Consider the following 16716-nt stretch of genomic DNA (forward strand, 5'->3'; position numbering starts at 1 on the left):
ATACTTCCTTTATGGGTAATATATGCATAATATGGAGGTACTTATGCTTGAAACTAAGACAAAACAATATATACTTTCCTTTTCTTTCATTATATTTATTACACTCACTTTCATACTCATACTAAACCATGAACCATGGGCGGATGAAGCCCAGGCATGGCTCTTAAGTCAAGATTTGTCAATCGGTCAGCTGCTATTTCATCAGTTGAGGTACGAAGGCTCGCCGGGTTTATGGCATCTTACGCTGCATGTACTGTCCAGTCAAGATCTGCCCTATCTATCCATGAATCTCATTTCAGGTTTTTTTGGTGTCCTATCTGCATTTCTGATCTACAGATACAGTCCGTTTCCTTTTTATGTGAAAGTCTTACTACCATTCACTTATTTTATCTTTTATCAATACTCTATCGTTGCACGAAGTTACAGCATGATCGTGCCTCTACTATTCACACTTGCCATCTTACACCCTAATCGTCATAGTAAAAGCCTGCAGTATTCCATACTATTGTGTCTCTTAGCGAATGTAAGTCTACACGGTAGTCTGATCTCGCTGGCGCTATTTATGGTATTTCTCTACGAGCTTTTCATGATTAATCATAAAAGTATCACAGCAGTCATCGAACTCCACTGGAAGTCGATTGTCTTATTTTCATTCATGGCATCTTATCTGGTGATTTTTTTATACCCAAGTGATGATGTTATTCTTGGAACGGTTATCAGATTGAATCCATTACGTTCTGTCGTCATTTTACTGCTGAGTCTAGTCGACTCTTTGGGTTCTAACTTATGGTTGATGGTAAGTCGACCAGATACCACTTCGACGATTCAACTGTTAAAAACAGCATTGGGCCTTTGCGCTTCGTTAAACTTTGTTTACTTGTCGATGAGATTCTTTTGGCGAAGTCGCACACTGCACTATTTGCTTTTTCCGTTTTTATTGCTTTATCTGCTATTCACTTTTAAACACGTTCAATTTTGGCATATAGGCATTATAACCGTCCTCTGGATATTTGTGATGTGGATCTCGCTAAACACAAAGCAAAACAGCGTGCCCAATAAGAACGCCGTTTCAATAAAAACCATAAATCTATCCTTTTTTCTTATCATGTCCATTCAGCTGATCTGGTCGTTTAATGCAATCCAATACGATATGGGCAACAGTTACTCTGCCAGCAAGGATATGGCCAACTATATTAAAGAGACCATACCTGCCAACTCAGAACTATATGGTTCATCCTACTATGAAATTTCCTTGCTCCCCTATTTTGAAAGGAATATCTACGCCAATCACAATGAGGGTTCAAATGAAAGATTTTGGTCATGGTCGATCTCACAACCCAGCATGCAGCTCCAAAAAACACCTCAGGTGCCCATTGGATCATACCTTGTGATATCTGACAGAAATCTAGTTGATTACTATGGCAACAGCTATCGTGTAAGCGACTATGACCTAGAGGATTTCATCTTTTTGAAAAAATTCGAAGGAGGGCTCTTTTGGAAGAACGAACCATTAGAGACTGACAATTATTACCTTTTCATCAAATCCTTCTAATGAAGCAAACTAAGTTGCTACTGCACCCTATCCCTGAATGTACGAATGCTTCAATACTATCCATCAACAATAAAAGCGCTTGGTTTCGATAGTCTATCAAAACCAAGCGCTTAAAATTACTCTCCGATCAACTCGCTGATCACCACATCCATCGGATCGATCAGCGGCACGTCTATATGTTCCTGCTTTAACACAATCGGAACTTCTGTGCATCCTGCGATGATCAGTTCGGCACCGCATGCAATCATCTTGTTTGCCGCAATTCTCAAAAGACCAAGCGGCTTCATGCCATGGTTTCCTCTCTTGATTCCTTCTTCTCCATAAATAGCCTGCATCACATTCTCAGCCTGCGTGCTGTCATCGGGATAGATGATCTCAAGTCCGTTAAGGTCCTTGTCGTAGATGGCTGTTTTAACCGTTCCAGTCGTCGACAGTACTCCAATTTTCTTCACTTGCGGGTATTCTGATTTTACATATCTATTAAGGGCCTTGATCGCATGGATGATTCTGAAATCAAGTCCTGCCTGCACCTCGTCAAAAAAGTAATGTGAGGTGATGCATGGAATACACGCGATATCCACACCGGCCTTTTCAAGGGTCTTACCCGTTTCGATGATGTAAGGCACCGGTGATTCTCCCTCACCTAAAATGGCAGCGGTCCTATCCGGTATTTTAGGATTTGAATCGATGATGACCCTAAAATGGTCCTGATCGGTACTCACGCTTGTTCTTTCAATTAGCTTCAAATAGAATCTAGCCGTGGCTTCCGGTCCCATGCCACCTATGATTCCAATTCTCTTATCATTCATATTGGCCTCAGTCCTTTTCAATGCCGCAAACGCGATCTTTTAGAGGAGCGAATAACTGTTCCTGATCAAGGTCGGGTCTTCGCTTAGAAAGTTGCTTTAGTGCGATATGTCCCCCAAAATCCATTCCTTGACATCCTGCAAGCATGAGCACATCACCAGGCTTCACCCTTTCAAGTCCCAGTGCGATCGCATCTGGAAGCTCATCGAACAAAGTCACTTTGATCGAATGCTCTTTCATGATGTGGTTAAACACATCCAGTTCTTCCTGCAATACAACATCCTTCTTATCCACATGGGATACGCTTCTAGTTGCGATGATTTCTTTTAGACCGAGCTTTCCTGCCCAGTTGACGATCATTTCGGCGTTTTCGCGGTTGACGGTCACACCCCTGCTGCCTCTAATGGCGTACACAAGCACCAGATTCTCATAGTGCATGTAGTCCATCGTCTCAAGCGTCACCTGGATATTGCCGGCATTGGCGAAGTGGTCGTCGACGATAATGAAGTCACCTTCATGGATAAATTCAAACCTTCTTTCAACCCCTTTGTAATCCCAAAGACCTTGCTGAATCGATTTGCTGTCTATCCCTGAAACAAGCGCGATCCCTATAGCCGCTAAGGCGTTCATCACCGAATGGTAACCAGCCACCCCAAGTCTTATCTCGAAGGTTTGAGGATCCACTTGTCCGAATTTGGTTTCAAGCGTTCTTTTAAGCCGCACTTTCATGGTCGCTCTACCAGTGGATATGTCAAGTTCTTCAACGACCAGGTCGCCGTCTTTAGCTTTTACACCGTAAGTGAGCACCTTTGCAGGTGTTTCGCTAACAAGCGCCGCAGAGTAGCTATCATCCAGGTTCAGAACCGCCCATGAAGTTGCTTTCGCACGCTTGATCAGCTTTGTCTTATGTTGCAGATATGCCTCGAACGAACCATGCTGATCGATGTGTTCGTGACTGATATTGTTTAGTGCGACGACATCAAAATCGACACCGCCGATTCTATCCAGCTCGAGACCCGAAGAAGATACCTCCATCGTCACATGGCTGATATCACATTCTAGCATTTGGCTAAAATAAGTATGCAGATCCAAGGATTCAGGCGTCGTCAAGATGGACGGTATCAGTGTATCTGCGAATTTTGTCATCACCGTGCCGATGATGCCTGTTTGTTTTTGGGCAGCTTCAAAAATGGCATCGATCATAAATGAAGTGCTGGTCTTACCGTTTGTAGCGGTAATCCCGACCGTATGCATGCGTGATGACGGATGGTTGAAGTAGGTTGCAGCCATCAGCGCCAATGTCAGCCTTGAATTTGCCACTCTGATTTGCGGGATTGCAACATCGCAAAATTCCTCGACAATAGCAAGCACCGCGCCAGCCTCCATCGCATGCTTCAAATACTGATGACCGTCTGTAACATATCCCCTGATACATACGAACAGGTCGCCAGGGCTTACTTTAGCGGAATGGTAGGCAAGTGCGTGGATACTTTGAGGAACTTCCCCTTTTGACTCTATGATTTCTATTCCATCTAAAAGATTTTTGATATCCATAGCCTTCTCCTATCTCCTGGTAACCTTCTTAAATAACTTTGTCAGCAGCTGCCCCTGAAAAGCAAAAAGAGGCATCGGATCTTTGATATCCCATATCGCATATGCTTTTTTAGTAAAATAGGATTTCAGCACATGTAAAAGACTCAGCTGTTTCGCCTTAAGATAGGCTTTGACAGCCAGCATGTCTTCATACGCGTACCAGAACACGATTCCCGTATCCTTTTCAATCGCTTTTGGTTCAAGCGGGTTGCCTGTCAGTTCACGATAAGTGATATATGGCATATTAAGTCCTGCTTTTTTTACAAGGTTGTTTAAATTTGAATACCTCGTATTGATTTCTATCAGATAGAAGTCACCTGTGGTCGCATCTTTTTTGAACTCGATTTCAGCAAAGCCCTTATAGCCGACGCCTTCTAGGAATGGAGCTCCAATCTTATGCAGCTCAGGCACGTACTTCTGCGTGGTATAGACAGACGCTCCAAAGTTGATCGGATACTGTCTGTACTTCTGACAGCTTAGCCAGTGGGTCACCTTGCTCTCTTCATTCAAGTGAGCGTCATAGGTGTACATGTGGTCGTCAAAGCCTGGAATGATCCTTTGGATGATCACTTCGAGTTTCTGATTTTTAGCCTTTTCAAGCGCTTCTTTTAGTTCGGACATGCTGTATACTTTAAACATCTTCGTTCTGAATACCGCAACAAAAGCATGGGAATTCGCAGGCTTGACAAGGCAAGGAAAGCCAATCTCCTTTTCGATTCTTTCATAGAGATTGTCCATACCTGTAGTAAGCGACTCAGGCACCTTCACACCGAACTTCAGGCAATACGTGTTCAAGCTGTCCTTTTCAAGCAAGGAAGTTTGAAGCCCCTGTGGCATTCCAGGAAGCAAGAACCACTTTGAAAGCTCATCTCGGTACGCATCAGTCACTTCGACATAGGGGTCTGCACATGGGAGCAGAACCGGCTTTTCGTCTTGTTTTTTTGCATAATCTATCAGGAATGCGATAAAGGCTTCCGTATCCGTGCGGTAGTTCGGCCCGATCAATGATTCCTTCAAGTACTTCGACTTCAGTCCATAGGCGCCATCTGTCTGGTAATCCACAGCCACGACGTGTACACCCTCTTCACCAAGACTTCTGATCGCACTTAATCCGATATAGTAATTCGCTCCTAAAACCACCGCTTTATTCAATCTACTTCCTCCTATAAAAAACGCTGCCAAAATGGCAGCGATATCTTCACTTCGCTTCTTGTATTTTATCAAGATTTCGACTCAAAATAAAGACTTATCAGTGAGACTTTAGGTATTCCTCCAATGTTATTTCTTCTTCCATGATATATCTTGCGATTGTGGCGCTTCCAACATATCGATAATGCCATGGTTCATAGCCATAACCTGTGATGGCTTCTTTGCCTTCGGGGTACCGTAAAATAAATCCGTATTCGTAAGCATGCTCCATCAGCCACTCATACTCCTTCGTACCGTCAAATGTGGCTGTCAGCCCCAGTGAAACACTCTTTGCCGTGATATCAACCGCCAGCCCTGTCTGATGCTCGCTCTGTCCTGGTACGGCGATAAACCTGTTTGTGTATGCGTAACCGTTTTTTCTTACTCCTTGGCTGAACAGGGATTCCTGAAAATCATAATCCCTATACCCCGAAGACAAATAGAGAATATGTCCCGCTTTTCTCGCATCCTCGAACATCCTCTTCAGGTCACTATGGATCACATCGGATACACTGGTGTTTCCGTACTTTTGCGTCACATCCGCATGAACTATGCTTTCCGGTTTAAATCGAGCCGCAAGGTTTGTCTTCTTATTGACCAGTACAAGCATTTCCAGTGGCTCAGCTATAATCCTATCCCGGTTGTACTCCTTCAAAGTTTCTATCAGGTCAGTATCTACCGCTTTACCTCCTGACAAGCCGGGATGAAACATCCTAAATCTTAAGACCGCGCGATTGGTTTCAGCAGTCAAGAGTCCGTTTCTCGGCACATAGAACCCTGCAATTTTTAGGCTTTCCTGTAGATTCAGGATCATCTCTTTATGGATTTTTTCCTGCACATCCAGTTTTACTCCCCACTCGCCATTGTAAAATTTAATGTTCGCATCCATCAGCTTACTGTCTGGACGATCGACAAATACTTGATTGATAGCATAAGGGATATTAAGCTCTGACAAAAAATCAATCGCCCCATCGACGTCCTTTTCGCGGAGTATCTCCACTAAGGACGAGAAATAGATGCTAGTTTCCTCGGTTATCGAATCCGTTAGGAACTGTTCGTAGATTGTGACCATTTTTTGATTCATCCATAAGGTATAGCTATCCGATCGATCCGTATTAACGTTGGAATCAGCATGGATTAGAGTAAAGGCCAGGATTAAGCTGGTGATCAGGCCGAAAATTTTCTTCATAATCCGATTAGCTCATATTCACGGCTGCCTAGTCCGATTTTTTCACCGTGCTCAAGCTGCATCAGTCCATCTTCAAAGAGCGCATGTCCGTGATTTTCACGTAGCATATCATAACAAGCCTGATCGATCGCCACGGCATCAGTGCTTGCAAAAACACCAATGTCACTTGCGATAGGCTCCATTTCAGAGCCCATACAGTCGCACTCGGCGGTAATATTCATCGCATAGGTGATATATACGAACTCTTTGCCAAGCTGTGCAGCATATGCGTACTCAGCGACTTTCGCCTTAAAGTTATCCGCCGACCAGTCGTTTCTGATGGCACCCACTGGGCATACTGCTATACAACCGGCGCAGCCTACGCATTTTGTGTCATCGATGACAGCCTTGTCGGGCATGGCTATGGCATTCACATCGCATTTTTCAATACATAACCCGCAGGATACACAGTTTTTTGATGAAACGGTGGGGACCATTTTGGCGTGCTGGGCCATCTTTCCACCTCGCGAGGCGAAGCCCATGGCAAGCTGCTTGACCGCTCCCCCAAAACCTGCCATACCATGTCCCTTGAAGTGACTGCAAACCACCATCTGGTTGAACTCATCAAATGCAGAACCAATCTTACACGTAGAGAAGTATTCCTTATCAATTGCAATCTCAGAATAAGCCTCTCCCCTATCGCCATCCGCGATGATGATAGGAACTTGAGTGAAGCCATGCTCTTTTGCAAGGGCCAAATGGTTGTCTTTGGTGGTTCGATGCCCCCTGTACAGTACATTTGTTTCGATAAATGAGACTTCGTTCCCATTTTGCTTTAGATAGTCTATCACGCCATTGTAACTTACCGCGGGAACAAATGTCTTGTTTCCTTTTTCTCCAAAGTGAACCTTAATCGGTATATGCCCCTTGAACTCAATTGCTTTTTCTTTGCACAGATGAGCGAGCAGTTCACCTGCCATTCTGCTTAGTGATTCAGGTGACGGGTCCGTTATTCTCTTCATATAAACAGTGTTCATAAGCTTACCTCCATGTCATATCTATTTCACATAACTTATCATTTGCGCGATCTGAGAAACCAATTAAGGTGGTCGGTCAACTTGCAAATTAAGCCGTTTGATTTATACTATTAATTAGCAAAGGCTTTTTGCTATTAGTTTGCTAAGACTACTAGCCTCAATAAAATTAAACTACAAAGGACGAAGATATGCAATCACCTATTAAAATAATCGGTATAAAAGAAAAAAAAGAACTGGATTATCTGCATGCCTATAGTATCAGCTACTTAAATAAATCAGGGGCTCAAAAGGAATGGGAGCTCGTATCCAGACAAGGGATCGACAGACTTGAAAAAGAAATTTTTGGACACCTGGCTTTTACGGATGGTGCGATGATTTTCGCCACAGATTACGATAAGACCCATGTGGTCTTAATCAGGGAGTTCAGGGTGAGCGCAGGTAAGTATCTTTACATCTTGCCCGCAGGCCTAATCGACCCAGGCGAATCCATCGAGGACGCGTCAGTCAGAGAGTTCAAAGAAGAGACCGGTCTCGAGCTGAACGTTCACTCCGTCAGCCGGTCGCGTTATGTCTCTATCGGAATCATCAATGAAAGAATCAATGTGACCTATGGGTATTACTCAGGATCCCCTAGCAAAGCGTATCAATCCGATAACGAAGATGCTGATATCCTATTTGTAGACCGTGAAAAAGCAAAGCACATCCTGGAATCAGAGGATGTGCCCATAAGAACAGCTCTTTTACTTGAGCAGTTTTTCAAATTAAATGATTTTTTCAGGTGATTCTGCTTCCCATTTTACTGCTTTTACCCTACTTCATTTTTATGGTGCCGTTTCGACTTCTAGCTGCTCCAAATAGTTAAAAGCATCACTATGATCTTTTCCACACATTTCTTCTGAGGCTTTTAAGTCGCTGCACACTTTCGGTCTTTCGGGATGTCCGAATAGTTTACATAGGTTCTTTTCGTCAAGCTGAATGCATCTGGTCATGGACGGTTTTCCGCCCGGCATACCGGGTATGCTTGAAGAAATTGACGGTATGATACAACAGGCACCACAGCCTAATCGGCATTCAATCTGCTTATTCTCTTCTGTCATAGGCCACCTACCTGATTGACTCAGTATTTTCAAAAGGCTCGATGTGAGTCGTAATCAAGGCCCCTTCACCAAAGGTGATCATCAAATGGTTCTCGATATGAGTGGCGATCGCATGGGCTTGCGCGATATTCAAATCGGGCGAAACCAGCAGATGAAACTCTATCGCAGCGCGGTTACCAAGTCTTCTTGTCTTAATCTTGTGTACTTCTTTTACAAGACCTGGGTGCTCTTCGATTATTTTGTGTATCTCTTCCACTTCTTCTTCAGACAATGCCTTCTCAGTCAGTTCTTCAACAGCCGGCCTTAAGATTTCAAACGCCACCTTAAAGATCAGTATGCTGACCAATAAGGACGCGATAGGATCCAAAATCGTCCAATTCTTACCTAAATAATAGGCACCGCCGACACCAATAAATGTTCCTACTGATGAAAGCGCATCCGACCGATGATGCCAAGCATTAGCGATGATTGCAGAACTATGGATCTGTTCACCCGCTTTTTTTGTGTACCAGAAGAGCGATTCCTTCAGCACAATCGATATCGGTGCTGCGACAACGGCGATGAGACCCGGTTGTGGAAGAATGTTCCCTCTAAACACCAACCATATGTTGGAGATTCCCGATTTGAATATCTCAAAACCAACAACCACTAAGAAAAAACTGATGATCAAGGTGGCGATCGTTTCATATTTAGCATGCCCGTAATTGTGACATTCGTCTTCAGGTTGCTCGGTAAACTTAAAGCCGACAAAAACGACAATATCGGTCATAAAGTCAGACAAGGAATGAACTCCATCAGCAACCATCGCGCCACTTCTACCGATGATGCCGGCAGCAAGCTTTATTACCGCTAAAAACGCATTGACCCAAAAGCCTGTCCATGTCACTTTTTTTGCTTTTGCGCTTCTTTCTTTTTCTGTCATCTATTTTGCCCCCTATGCGTAAAGAGAATCCCACTGTTCAACGAGGGATTCTCATTAGTTATCAATTAGTAATCATTATACATTAGAATTCGATCAACGTCAATCCGGTCTACAGCATGTAGTTACTTAAGGGTTCCGGTCCACGTATCATTTTTCTTCTGATAAAGAGGTTGCCATCTTCGTTCGCCCGTATACGCCAATCGATCAAGGTGATATTTCCGTTTGCAATTTCAATTCCTGTGATGTTTCGTGGAAAAATACAGGAACCTGTATTGAAATAAGGCGTTTTAGGATTTGTCGCAAACTTAGGACGGTGAGTATGTCCTACAATCAGCATTTTTTGATATTTCTCAATCCACTTGGAATAGTTCTTCTCGATTTTATGTCGTTTATGCAAGTTTTTTGCGGGGCTCGCAGGATTTCTAAAACCAACAATATGCAGATAATGCCAAAAGTGTCGATTGATCGTTTTTGTCATCCTCCATACCTGGTCGTTTATAAAATCACCTTGATGTCCGTGCACGACAAAGACTTCCTTGTCCGTCGCTTTGTGCTGTAAAACGACAGCTTCATGAACAACAAGGCCTGGAAACAGCTCCGCATAATAATCGTTGTACTCGTCAAAAAACTGGTGCAGGTTGGTGGAAACATAATGCTTGAACTTCAGACTCATGTTATGGTTTCCATAAAGCATGATGAAACGTTCATCGTCATAAAATTCCTTCAACTTCATATAGGTCGCACTATGCGCAGTCCTGATATGCTTAAAATTGCTGTGTTCCCAAAGTTCATCGCCATCACCCACTTCAATATAAGTAAATCCCTCGTTGAAATAGTGGTTGAGCGCGTGAAGGTAGATGTTTTGGTTATGGGCGAATTCATCAGAAATGCTGTTATCTCCGCGATGGACATCACTAAAAAAGATAAATCTAGAATTGTCGTCAAATGGAATCCTTATCGCAGCTTCATAAGCATGTAAGAGTCTTTTCATGGTATTCATCTTATCACCTCACTAGGTATTTACCCTAAAAAGATGCAAGTCATGCAGCTACTGCGATTTAATTCTCTCATTTAAATCGTCCAGATATTCCTGACGCTCGAGTAGTGTCAGAAGCACTTCTTCCAAAGCATCTTTCTCTTCCTGCAGATGTTGCAAGCGTACAAAATCTGTAGCACACCTGACCATTTCATCATCCAGCATCGTCAACCGCTCTTCGGCGTTTGCGATATCGCCATCCAATGCTTCAAATTCCTTTTGTTCTTTATAGGTCATCTTTAACTTCACATTTTTAGTACGTGTATCCGTCTTGATTTCACTCGTTTTGATAAGTGCGTTTTGCTCATCTTGCCACTTATTCATATAGTCCGAGTAATTTCCTGTATTCATCCGTATCTGCCCTATTTGTTCAAAGGACATGACTCTGTCACAGACGCGGTCAAGAAAATAACGGTCATGCGAGACTGCTATCACAGCTCCTGAAAACTCATCCAGATAAGCTTCCAGTATGGTCATCGTATCGATATCAAGGTCATTTGTGGGCTCATCGAGAATCAGCACGTTTGGCGTGGCCATTAAGACGCTTAAAAGATAAAGCCTGCGCCTTTCTCCTCCCGACAGCTTACCTATCGGATTCCACTGTAAATTCTTATCAAAAAGGAATCGTTCCATCATTTGTGAGGCCGTAATCTTCGCACCACTTGCTGTGGTGACAAATTCAGCGATATCTTTTATGAAATCAATCGCCCTTTTTTCAGGCGGAAGCTCGGACGCATGTTGCGTGAAGTAGCCGATGCTCACTGTCTCTCCGATACTGACTTTTCCGGATGTGGGTTTTAGTTTTCCAGTCAGTACATTTAAGAATGTGGATTTTCCCATTCCGTTTTGACCGATGATCCCCAACCTGTCGTTTCGATCAAGTAAGAAGTCATACCCGTCTATCAAATTGACGCCGTTTCCATAAGAGAAAGTAACCTGTTCCATCTCTATGGTCTTGGTCCCTAGCCTTCTGTGGCCCACATCGATGGACATGCCGATATCATTCTTGTTCTCAAGAGACGATTCCAGATCTTTAAAGCGTTCTTTTCTTGCCTTTTGCTTGGTCCGACGTGCCTGAACACCCGCGCGCATCCATGCGAGTTCCTGCTTATATAATTTCGCCTGCTTTTCTTTTGTCGTATGGTCTCTTTCTTTTCGTTCTAGTTTTTTTTCGAGAAACTGAGCGTAATTGCCGGAATAACTGTACATAGAACCCTCATCCAACTCCAGGGTCCTGTTCACGACACGATCTAAAAAGTAGCGGTCATGGGTAATCATCACGAGTGCGCCCTTATATCCACCCAAATACGTTTCCAACCAATCCACGGTCTGATGGTCGAGATGGTTTGTCGGCTCATCAAGAATCAACAGGTCTGACGGTGTGATAAGTGCTCTTGCAAGGGCGATACGCTTTTGCTGACCTCCCGACAGGGAAGAAACCTTGTCATCATAGTTATCTACGCCAAGCTTAGACAGAATCGTCTTCACCTGACTCTCGAACGACCATGCGTCAAGTGCGGTCATGCGATCTGTCAACTGGGTGAACCTTGCTTGTAAACCCTCGTTCATTGCGTCCTTTTCAAGTGCTTTTGATGTCCATTCATACTCCCTGATGATCCGCATGACCTCGGAATCTCCATAAAACACATCCTCAAGCACGGTCGTATCTTCATTATAAACCGGTACTTGCGGCAAATAGGCTATCACAGTCTGCTTTGGCATCGACAAAAGTCCGGTATCAGCAACCTCATAGCCCGATAAAATTTTAAGAAACGTACTCTTTCCTGTTCCATTAACTCCGATCAGCCCTACTTTATCTCCGTCTGTAAGTGTTACGGATATATCGCTAAAGAGCGTCTTCTCAGCATAGCTCTTTGATAAATTGTCAATTTGTATAATCATTTTTTCTCCTACTCTCATCCGATAATCGATCAAACAAGTTGCTGTCAATCGACCAAATTTCTCAATTCATTGTATCACAGGCTTCATCACTGACAAAACTTTAAATTAAAAATGAAATGTTCTTCAAAAAAACTTTTATCTATTCATAAAAAAAAGATTGATTTTTATACTAAAAGGATTTATATTCAAAACGTAGAGTGTTGCTCCAACCTTAGTTGTATACTATGGTTAAAGGCGAAAAATTATTATGGAGAAAAAACATGATTAATCAAGTTGAACCAATGTCATTTGAAGAAAGAGATTTGTTAAAACTTAAAAAGCAAAAGAAAATCGAAAAGAAAAAGGTTTTTAGCAATGAAACAGCTAAGGAACTTCGTAAAGCCCCTAAAAAAGGCAAAAAAGCGAAACCTTCCAGTCGTTTCACAGATTATGACAGTGAAGAATGGTATGATTAATGAAACACATTATTAAGGAGTATGATTATGTCTTTAAAAATCATTAGAGCAATTTTAGCAGAACGTATGGGATATAGTGACGATACAGAAATCACATCAAATCTTTCGCTATTTGACGATCTAGAAATGAATGGCAACGATTTTGATGAAACAATAGCAGAACTTGAAGAGCGTTTTGATATCGAATTTGACGATGATGATATCGATGGCATTGAATATGTCAGTGATTTAGTCAAATTTGTAAAAAAACACGCAGAATAGTAAAAGACGCCGATGGGCGTCTTTTTTTATTGTTTACTTTTGGATCATATCTTCAGGTCCAGCTCATGAACCATCATCGCTTGTCCGGATTCCTTTAAATAAATCGAGGACTCTTTGATCATCGCATAGGCCTCAAAGCCTTCTTTAAAGTGATACTGACTGTCCACGCTTCCTAGGAACAAAGCTCCGACACCAGCGTCTGAGAGACCGATGAGCTTTGATTCTCCAGCCTCATCCACCACCCAAAGTTTAAGTTCCTCATAGATCGAGTCGTTCTCGTCAATCCACAAGTTGTGGTCTTCATCGTGTTCCATCAGCGCGCCAAAAGCGTCATTGACTGCAGCACCCACTACCTCAGAACCGTCATCTACCTCACCGTTTTCATTTTCATCGACAACTAGTATGCCGCTTCCCTGAGTAAGCGCCCTAAACTCATCAAGTTTTCCGTCCATATTCAGATCCAGTTCAATTTTCCGGTCGCTAAAGGCAATACCCGACCCGTCCAGATTAAGGACAAGCGGATCATGGAACTCGCCTACCTGCAGTTCAATGCTGTTTTCTTCGTAATACGACCGTGAAAAATCCAAGTTGACGGCAAATTCGATTTCAACTCCATCTTCAGTCCTGACAGTTCCTTCAGAAGAAAACCTCATGCGTTCAAATTCCTCCTGATAGCTGCTAGATGTAATTCTAAAGGCAGCTAAAGGACCTATCTGACTTTGATTGGCTTGATCTTGACGAGGTCTTTCCTTGCCATGGCCTTTATGAAGCCCCCTGCCCTTATAGGTCTTGATCTTATCAAGCTCGCTTACACTCTCGTCCTCTTCGCGACTGACTAAGCTGAACCTGAAGGGACGACCTAACACATGGGTTACAAATTTTTCTAACAGTTCTATTTTTCTTAAGTCTTCCTCACTATAATGAATGGAAAACTCATTTTCAACATCACTTTCCAGTAACCTGACACCTTCTTCTGATATTGAAAGATTGTCTGTTTGTTCGGGCACACGAAGTTGCACCTGCAGACTGGTTGTTTTCTGTTCCCGATAGGTCAGTTGACTCATCGCTTGTTGCCTGATTTGAAAATCAGCAATTTTCATATCATCACCTCCTTGACACACTACACACGGAATCCATTCCTTATGCGGTCTATCGGCAAGAATTGTGATATGTTTAGGCCTCTTTTCAATTTTTTTAAAGTGACACAAACATCATTTATGCGGCATTTGCCGATTCGTAAACTCTCTCTTTTTCTTCTTTTCCAGTCAACCATTCGATCGCAAAGGCCATGAGCGTGATACCGACAAGGTTCATCATAAATCGTGTCAGTGTGAACTTGAGTCCTAGATTGGATGTTTCAAAAAGGATGAGGGGAAGTTTTGTCGAAGACCATGCTCCGATAAAGATCAGCACGTTTGAAAATTTGCTTCCCTTTTTCATTAAAATAGTAGCGACAGGAAAAGCCGCATATAAAGGACCTGCCGTAAAGGACCCCATAAAGAAAGCCAGCAACATTCCTTTTATTCCAGATCCTTCACCCATGTATCTGATAAGTGTCTCACGCGGTACCCATACATCGAAAAGGCCGATGAGTAGAAAGATAGGTGGCAGCACCTTCAACATTTCGCCGAAATTGTCTACCGTATTTCTAGCGGCTGTGATGCCTATGTCTCGACTGAAGACAAACAGCAGAAGATTGATGAAGGCAAATACGATAAATGCCTTATAGGTCTTAATCAGGTTCATCATAAAAGTCCTCCAATAATCAAAGCGACAACAAAGGAATACACAAAGGCCATTCCGTTTCTTAAAAGTGCGACTTTCTTACCAACTGTTTTTGACTCAAGTGCGAATGTTGCGATCCCTACCATCATAAGCGAACTGACAAATGCAGCGATCTGAGGTAGCCCCGCACCGTGGTTGAGTAAATTGGAAGCTAACGGGAATGCGACAAAACCAGGCAACAATGTAATCGAACCGGTTATGCTTGCGATAACGACGCCCATTACCCCTGACTTTTCTCCGATTAGACTTGAGATGACCGATTGATCGACAATTGCAAGCAGCATCCCTACAAAAATAAACAGGGCTAAAAGTTGTGGAAGCAAGTTCATAAACATCTTTAGTGATTTTTTCAGGGCCATTTTCGTCTTCTTCTTATTCTTGAAAAGCGATATCAGAAAAAGACCTGCTGCAAGTACATATAATATGATTGTAAACATGCTATTCACCCATTCTTTCATCAAATGTCTTAAGGAACGCTTCGATTTTTTCTTTTCTGTGTACGAAGAAGTCCTTATAAGCCTTAAGCGCATCCATCCCGTCACCTGTCAGTGAATAGACTTTCTTTGCGGGACCACCGGTATCCGTGTTCCACGCAGAAGTGATCAGGCCTTCTGATTCCATTTTCTTCAGTTGTCTGTAAATCACGCTAATATCGATCGGTTCACTTGAGAACCCAAACTCCATGATTTTTTCAAGCAGTCCATATCCATGTAAGACATTCTCCTTCAGGCTTAGAAGAATACATGGTTGTATGAATCTACCACCCGAACCCATACCAATTTCACAATGACCGTTTTTCATCTATGTACCTCCTGCTACTATATGCACTCTGCATATACTTTTCTACAGTATACCCCTCCCTTACAGGGGTTGTCAATACGCTAAAAACAAAAAAAGTCGCCATCACTTAATGTGATGGCGACTTTGAATGATTTTTTTTATCTTATGCTTTGTTTACTGAACCGAAGATTTCCATCTTCTCTTTAACAGTAGCTTTGATTGCTTCGTAACCAGGAGCAAGAAGTTTACGTGGGTCGAAGTTCTTACCTTCAAGGTCTTTACCTTCTTCGATAAACTTACGAGTCGCAGCAGCGAAAGTCAATTGACACTCTGTGTTAACGTTGATTTTAGCAACACCAAGAGAGATCGCTTCTTTGATCATTTCAACTGGGATACCAGTACCGCCGTGAAGAACTAGTGGCATTTTACCAGTAGCAGCTTGAATTCTAGCTAGTGCTTCAAAATCAAGGCCTTTCCAGTTAGCAGGGTATTTACCGTGGATGTTACCGATACCAGCTGCAAGGAAGTCTACGCCAAGATCAGCGATTTGCTTACATTCGCCAGCATCAGCGATTTCGCCAGCACCGACGATACCGTCTTCTTCACCACCGATAGAACCGACTTCAGCTTCAACAGATACGTTTCTAGCGTGAGCCATTTCTACGATTTCTTTTGTCTTTTCGATGTTTTCTTCGATCGCGTAGTGCGAACCGTCGAACATTACTGATAAGAATCCAGCATCCATCGCTTTTTGAGCGCCTTCATAGCTACCATGGTCAAGGTGAAGAGCCACGTCAACTGTGATGTTGTAGTTTTCGATCATGCCATTTACCATGCCGACAATTGTTTTGAAACCGCCCATGTACTTAGCAGCGCCTTCAGACACCCCTAAGATCACTGGTGAGTTGTTTTCTTGAGCTGTAAGTAGAATAGCTTTTGTCCATTCCAAGTTGTTAATGTTGAACTGACCAACAGCGTATTGACCAGCAACAGCGTCTTTTAACATTTTTTCTGCAGATACTAACATTGATATTACCTCCGTATAATTTGCGTTCTGTGATACCCAATTCTATTATAAGGCTTATTTTATAAAGCACAATAGGATAACGTTGTCCTATTTTAGCGGTCGGCAA

18 protein-coding genes are annotated in these 16716 nt (G+C 42.8%); 4 read left to right on the forward strand and 14 right to left on the reverse strand.

Features of this window, described 5'->3' with window-relative positions; genetic code table 11:
* Positions 1–43 precede the first annotated feature (43 nt).
* The gene (locus tag DWB64_RS09900) at positions 44–1552 is read left to right on the forward strand and encodes a hypothetical protein (RefSeq protein ID WP_129488073.1); all 1509 of its coding nucleotides are present in this window, start codon (positions 44–46) and stop codon (positions 1550–1552) included.
* A gap of 116 nt (positions 1553–1668) precedes the next feature.
* Here the strand turns inward: DWB64_RS09900 and DWB64_RS09905 are convergent, their stop codons facing one another.
* The 5 genes from DWB64_RS09905 to DWB64_RS09925 form a co-directional block, all read right to left on the reverse strand.
* Positions 1669–2361, reverse strand: a complete 693-nt coding sequence (locus tag DWB64_RS09905) for an aspartate/glutamate racemase family protein (protein WP_129488074.1) — start codon at positions 2359–2361, stop codon at positions 1669–1671.
* A gap of 7 nt (positions 2362–2368) precedes the next feature.
* Positions 2369–3913 carry a Mur ligase family protein gene (locus DWB64_RS09910; RefSeq protein ID WP_129488075.1) on the reverse strand — a complete coding sequence of 515 codons (1545 nt, stop codon included), beginning with the start codon at positions 3911–3913 and terminating at the stop codon, positions 2369–2371.
* Positions 3914–3922: 9 nt separating this feature from the next.
* A complete protein-coding gene (locus tag DWB64_RS09915) occupies positions 3923–5104 on the reverse strand; it encodes a carboxylate--amine ligase (RefSeq protein ID WP_129488076.1) in 1182 nt (393 codons plus the stop codon).
* A 97-nt stretch (positions 5105–5201) separates the two neighbouring features.
* Positions 5202–6329 carry a D-alanyl-D-alanine carboxypeptidase family protein gene (locus DWB64_RS19570; protein ID WP_282454625.1) on the reverse strand — a complete coding sequence of 376 codons (1128 nt, stop codon included), beginning with the start codon at positions 6327–6329 and terminating at the stop codon, positions 5202–5204.
* A complete protein-coding gene (locus DWB64_RS09925; protein WP_129488077.1) occupies positions 6326–7345 on the reverse strand; it encodes a DUF362 domain-containing protein in 1020 nt (339 codons plus the stop codon). The genes DWB64_RS19570 and DWB64_RS09925 overlap by 4 nt, the downstream gene beginning before the upstream one ends.
* A gap of 188 nt (positions 7346–7533) precedes the next feature.
* Between DWB64_RS09925 and DWB64_RS09930 the strand changes: the two genes are divergently transcribed.
* Positions 7534–8127: an NUDIX hydrolase gene (locus tag DWB64_RS09930; protein ID WP_129488078.1), complete on the forward strand. Its 594-nt coding sequence runs from the start codon at positions 7534–7536 to the stop codon at positions 8125–8127.
* A gap of 39 nt (positions 8128–8166) precedes the next feature.
* Here the strand turns inward: DWB64_RS09930 and DWB64_RS09935 are convergent, their stop codons facing one another.
* From DWB64_RS09935 to DWB64_RS09950, 4 genes are all read right to left on the reverse strand, one after another.
* Complete coding sequence (locus tag DWB64_RS09935; RefSeq protein ID WP_164980347.1) at positions 8167–8442, reverse strand: YkgJ family cysteine cluster protein; 276 nt, start codon at positions 8440–8442, stop codon at positions 8167–8169.
* A gap of 7 nt (positions 8443–8449) precedes the next feature.
* Positions 8450–9364, reverse strand: coding sequence for a cation diffusion facilitator family transporter (locus tag DWB64_RS09940; RefSeq protein WP_129488079.1), 915 nt, complete (start codon positions 9362–9364; stop codon positions 8450–8452).
* A gap of 109 nt (positions 9365–9473) precedes the next feature.
* Positions 9474–10364 (reverse strand): serine/threonine protein phosphatase, encoded by an 891-nt coding sequence (locus tag DWB64_RS09945; RefSeq protein ID WP_129488080.1) that lies wholly within the window; start codon positions 10362–10364, stop codon positions 9474–9476.
* 48 nt (positions 10365–10412) lie between these two features.
* Entirely contained in the window at positions 10413–12302 is a 1890-nt protein-coding gene (locus DWB64_RS09950) for an ABC-F family ATP-binding cassette domain-containing protein (protein ID WP_129488081.1), read from the reverse strand.
* A gap of 260 nt (positions 12303–12562) precedes the next feature.
* Here DWB64_RS09950 and DWB64_RS09955 point away from each other — a divergent pair, with 260 nt between their 5' ends.
* The gene (locus DWB64_RS09955; protein WP_129488082.1) at positions 12563–12757 is read left to right on the forward strand and encodes a hypothetical protein; all 195 of its coding nucleotides are present in this window, start codon (positions 12563–12565) and stop codon (positions 12755–12757) included.
* Between the two features lie 27 nt (positions 12758–12784).
* Positions 12785–13018 carry a phosphopantetheine-binding protein gene (locus DWB64_RS09960; protein ID WP_164980348.1) on the forward strand — a complete coding sequence of 78 codons (234 nt, stop codon included), beginning with the start codon at positions 12785–12787 and terminating at the stop codon, positions 13016–13018.
* A 44-nt stretch (positions 13019–13062) separates the two neighbouring features.
* On the opposite strand, the gene DWB64_RS09965 is transcribed toward DWB64_RS09960, so the two are convergent.
* The 5 genes from DWB64_RS09965 to fba form a co-directional block, all read right to left on the reverse strand.
* Positions 13063–14118 (reverse strand): hypothetical protein, encoded by a 1056-nt coding sequence (locus DWB64_RS09965; RefSeq protein WP_129488084.1) that lies wholly within the window; start codon positions 14116–14118, stop codon positions 13063–13065.
* 115 nt (positions 14119–14233) lie between these two features.
* On the reverse strand, positions 14234–14767 hold the full coding sequence (locus DWB64_RS09970) for a permease (protein ID WP_129488085.1): 534 nt from the start codon (positions 14765–14767) through the stop codon (positions 14234–14236).
* A complete protein-coding gene (locus DWB64_RS09975; RefSeq protein ID WP_129488086.1) occupies positions 14764–15240 on the reverse strand; it encodes a permease in 477 nt (158 codons plus the stop codon). The genes DWB64_RS09970 and DWB64_RS09975 overlap by 4 nt, the downstream gene beginning before the upstream one ends.
* 1 nt (position 15241) lies before the next feature.
* Positions 15242–15604, reverse strand: coding sequence for a helix-turn-helix transcriptional regulator (locus DWB64_RS09980; RefSeq protein WP_129488087.1), 363 nt, complete (start codon positions 15602–15604; stop codon positions 15242–15244).
* Positions 15605–15746: 142 nt separating this feature from the next.
* On the reverse strand, positions 15747–16610 hold the full coding sequence (fba, locus tag DWB64_RS09985) for a class II fructose-1,6-bisphosphate aldolase (protein WP_129488088.1): 864 nt from the start codon (positions 16608–16610) through the stop codon (positions 15747–15749).
* Positions 16611–16716 lie beyond the last annotated feature (106 nt).

Origin of the sequence: Fusibacter sp. A1, from assembly GCF_004125825.1 — a bacterium.
GTDB lineage: Bacteria > Bacillota > Clostridia > Peptostreptococcales > Acidaminobacteraceae > QQWI01.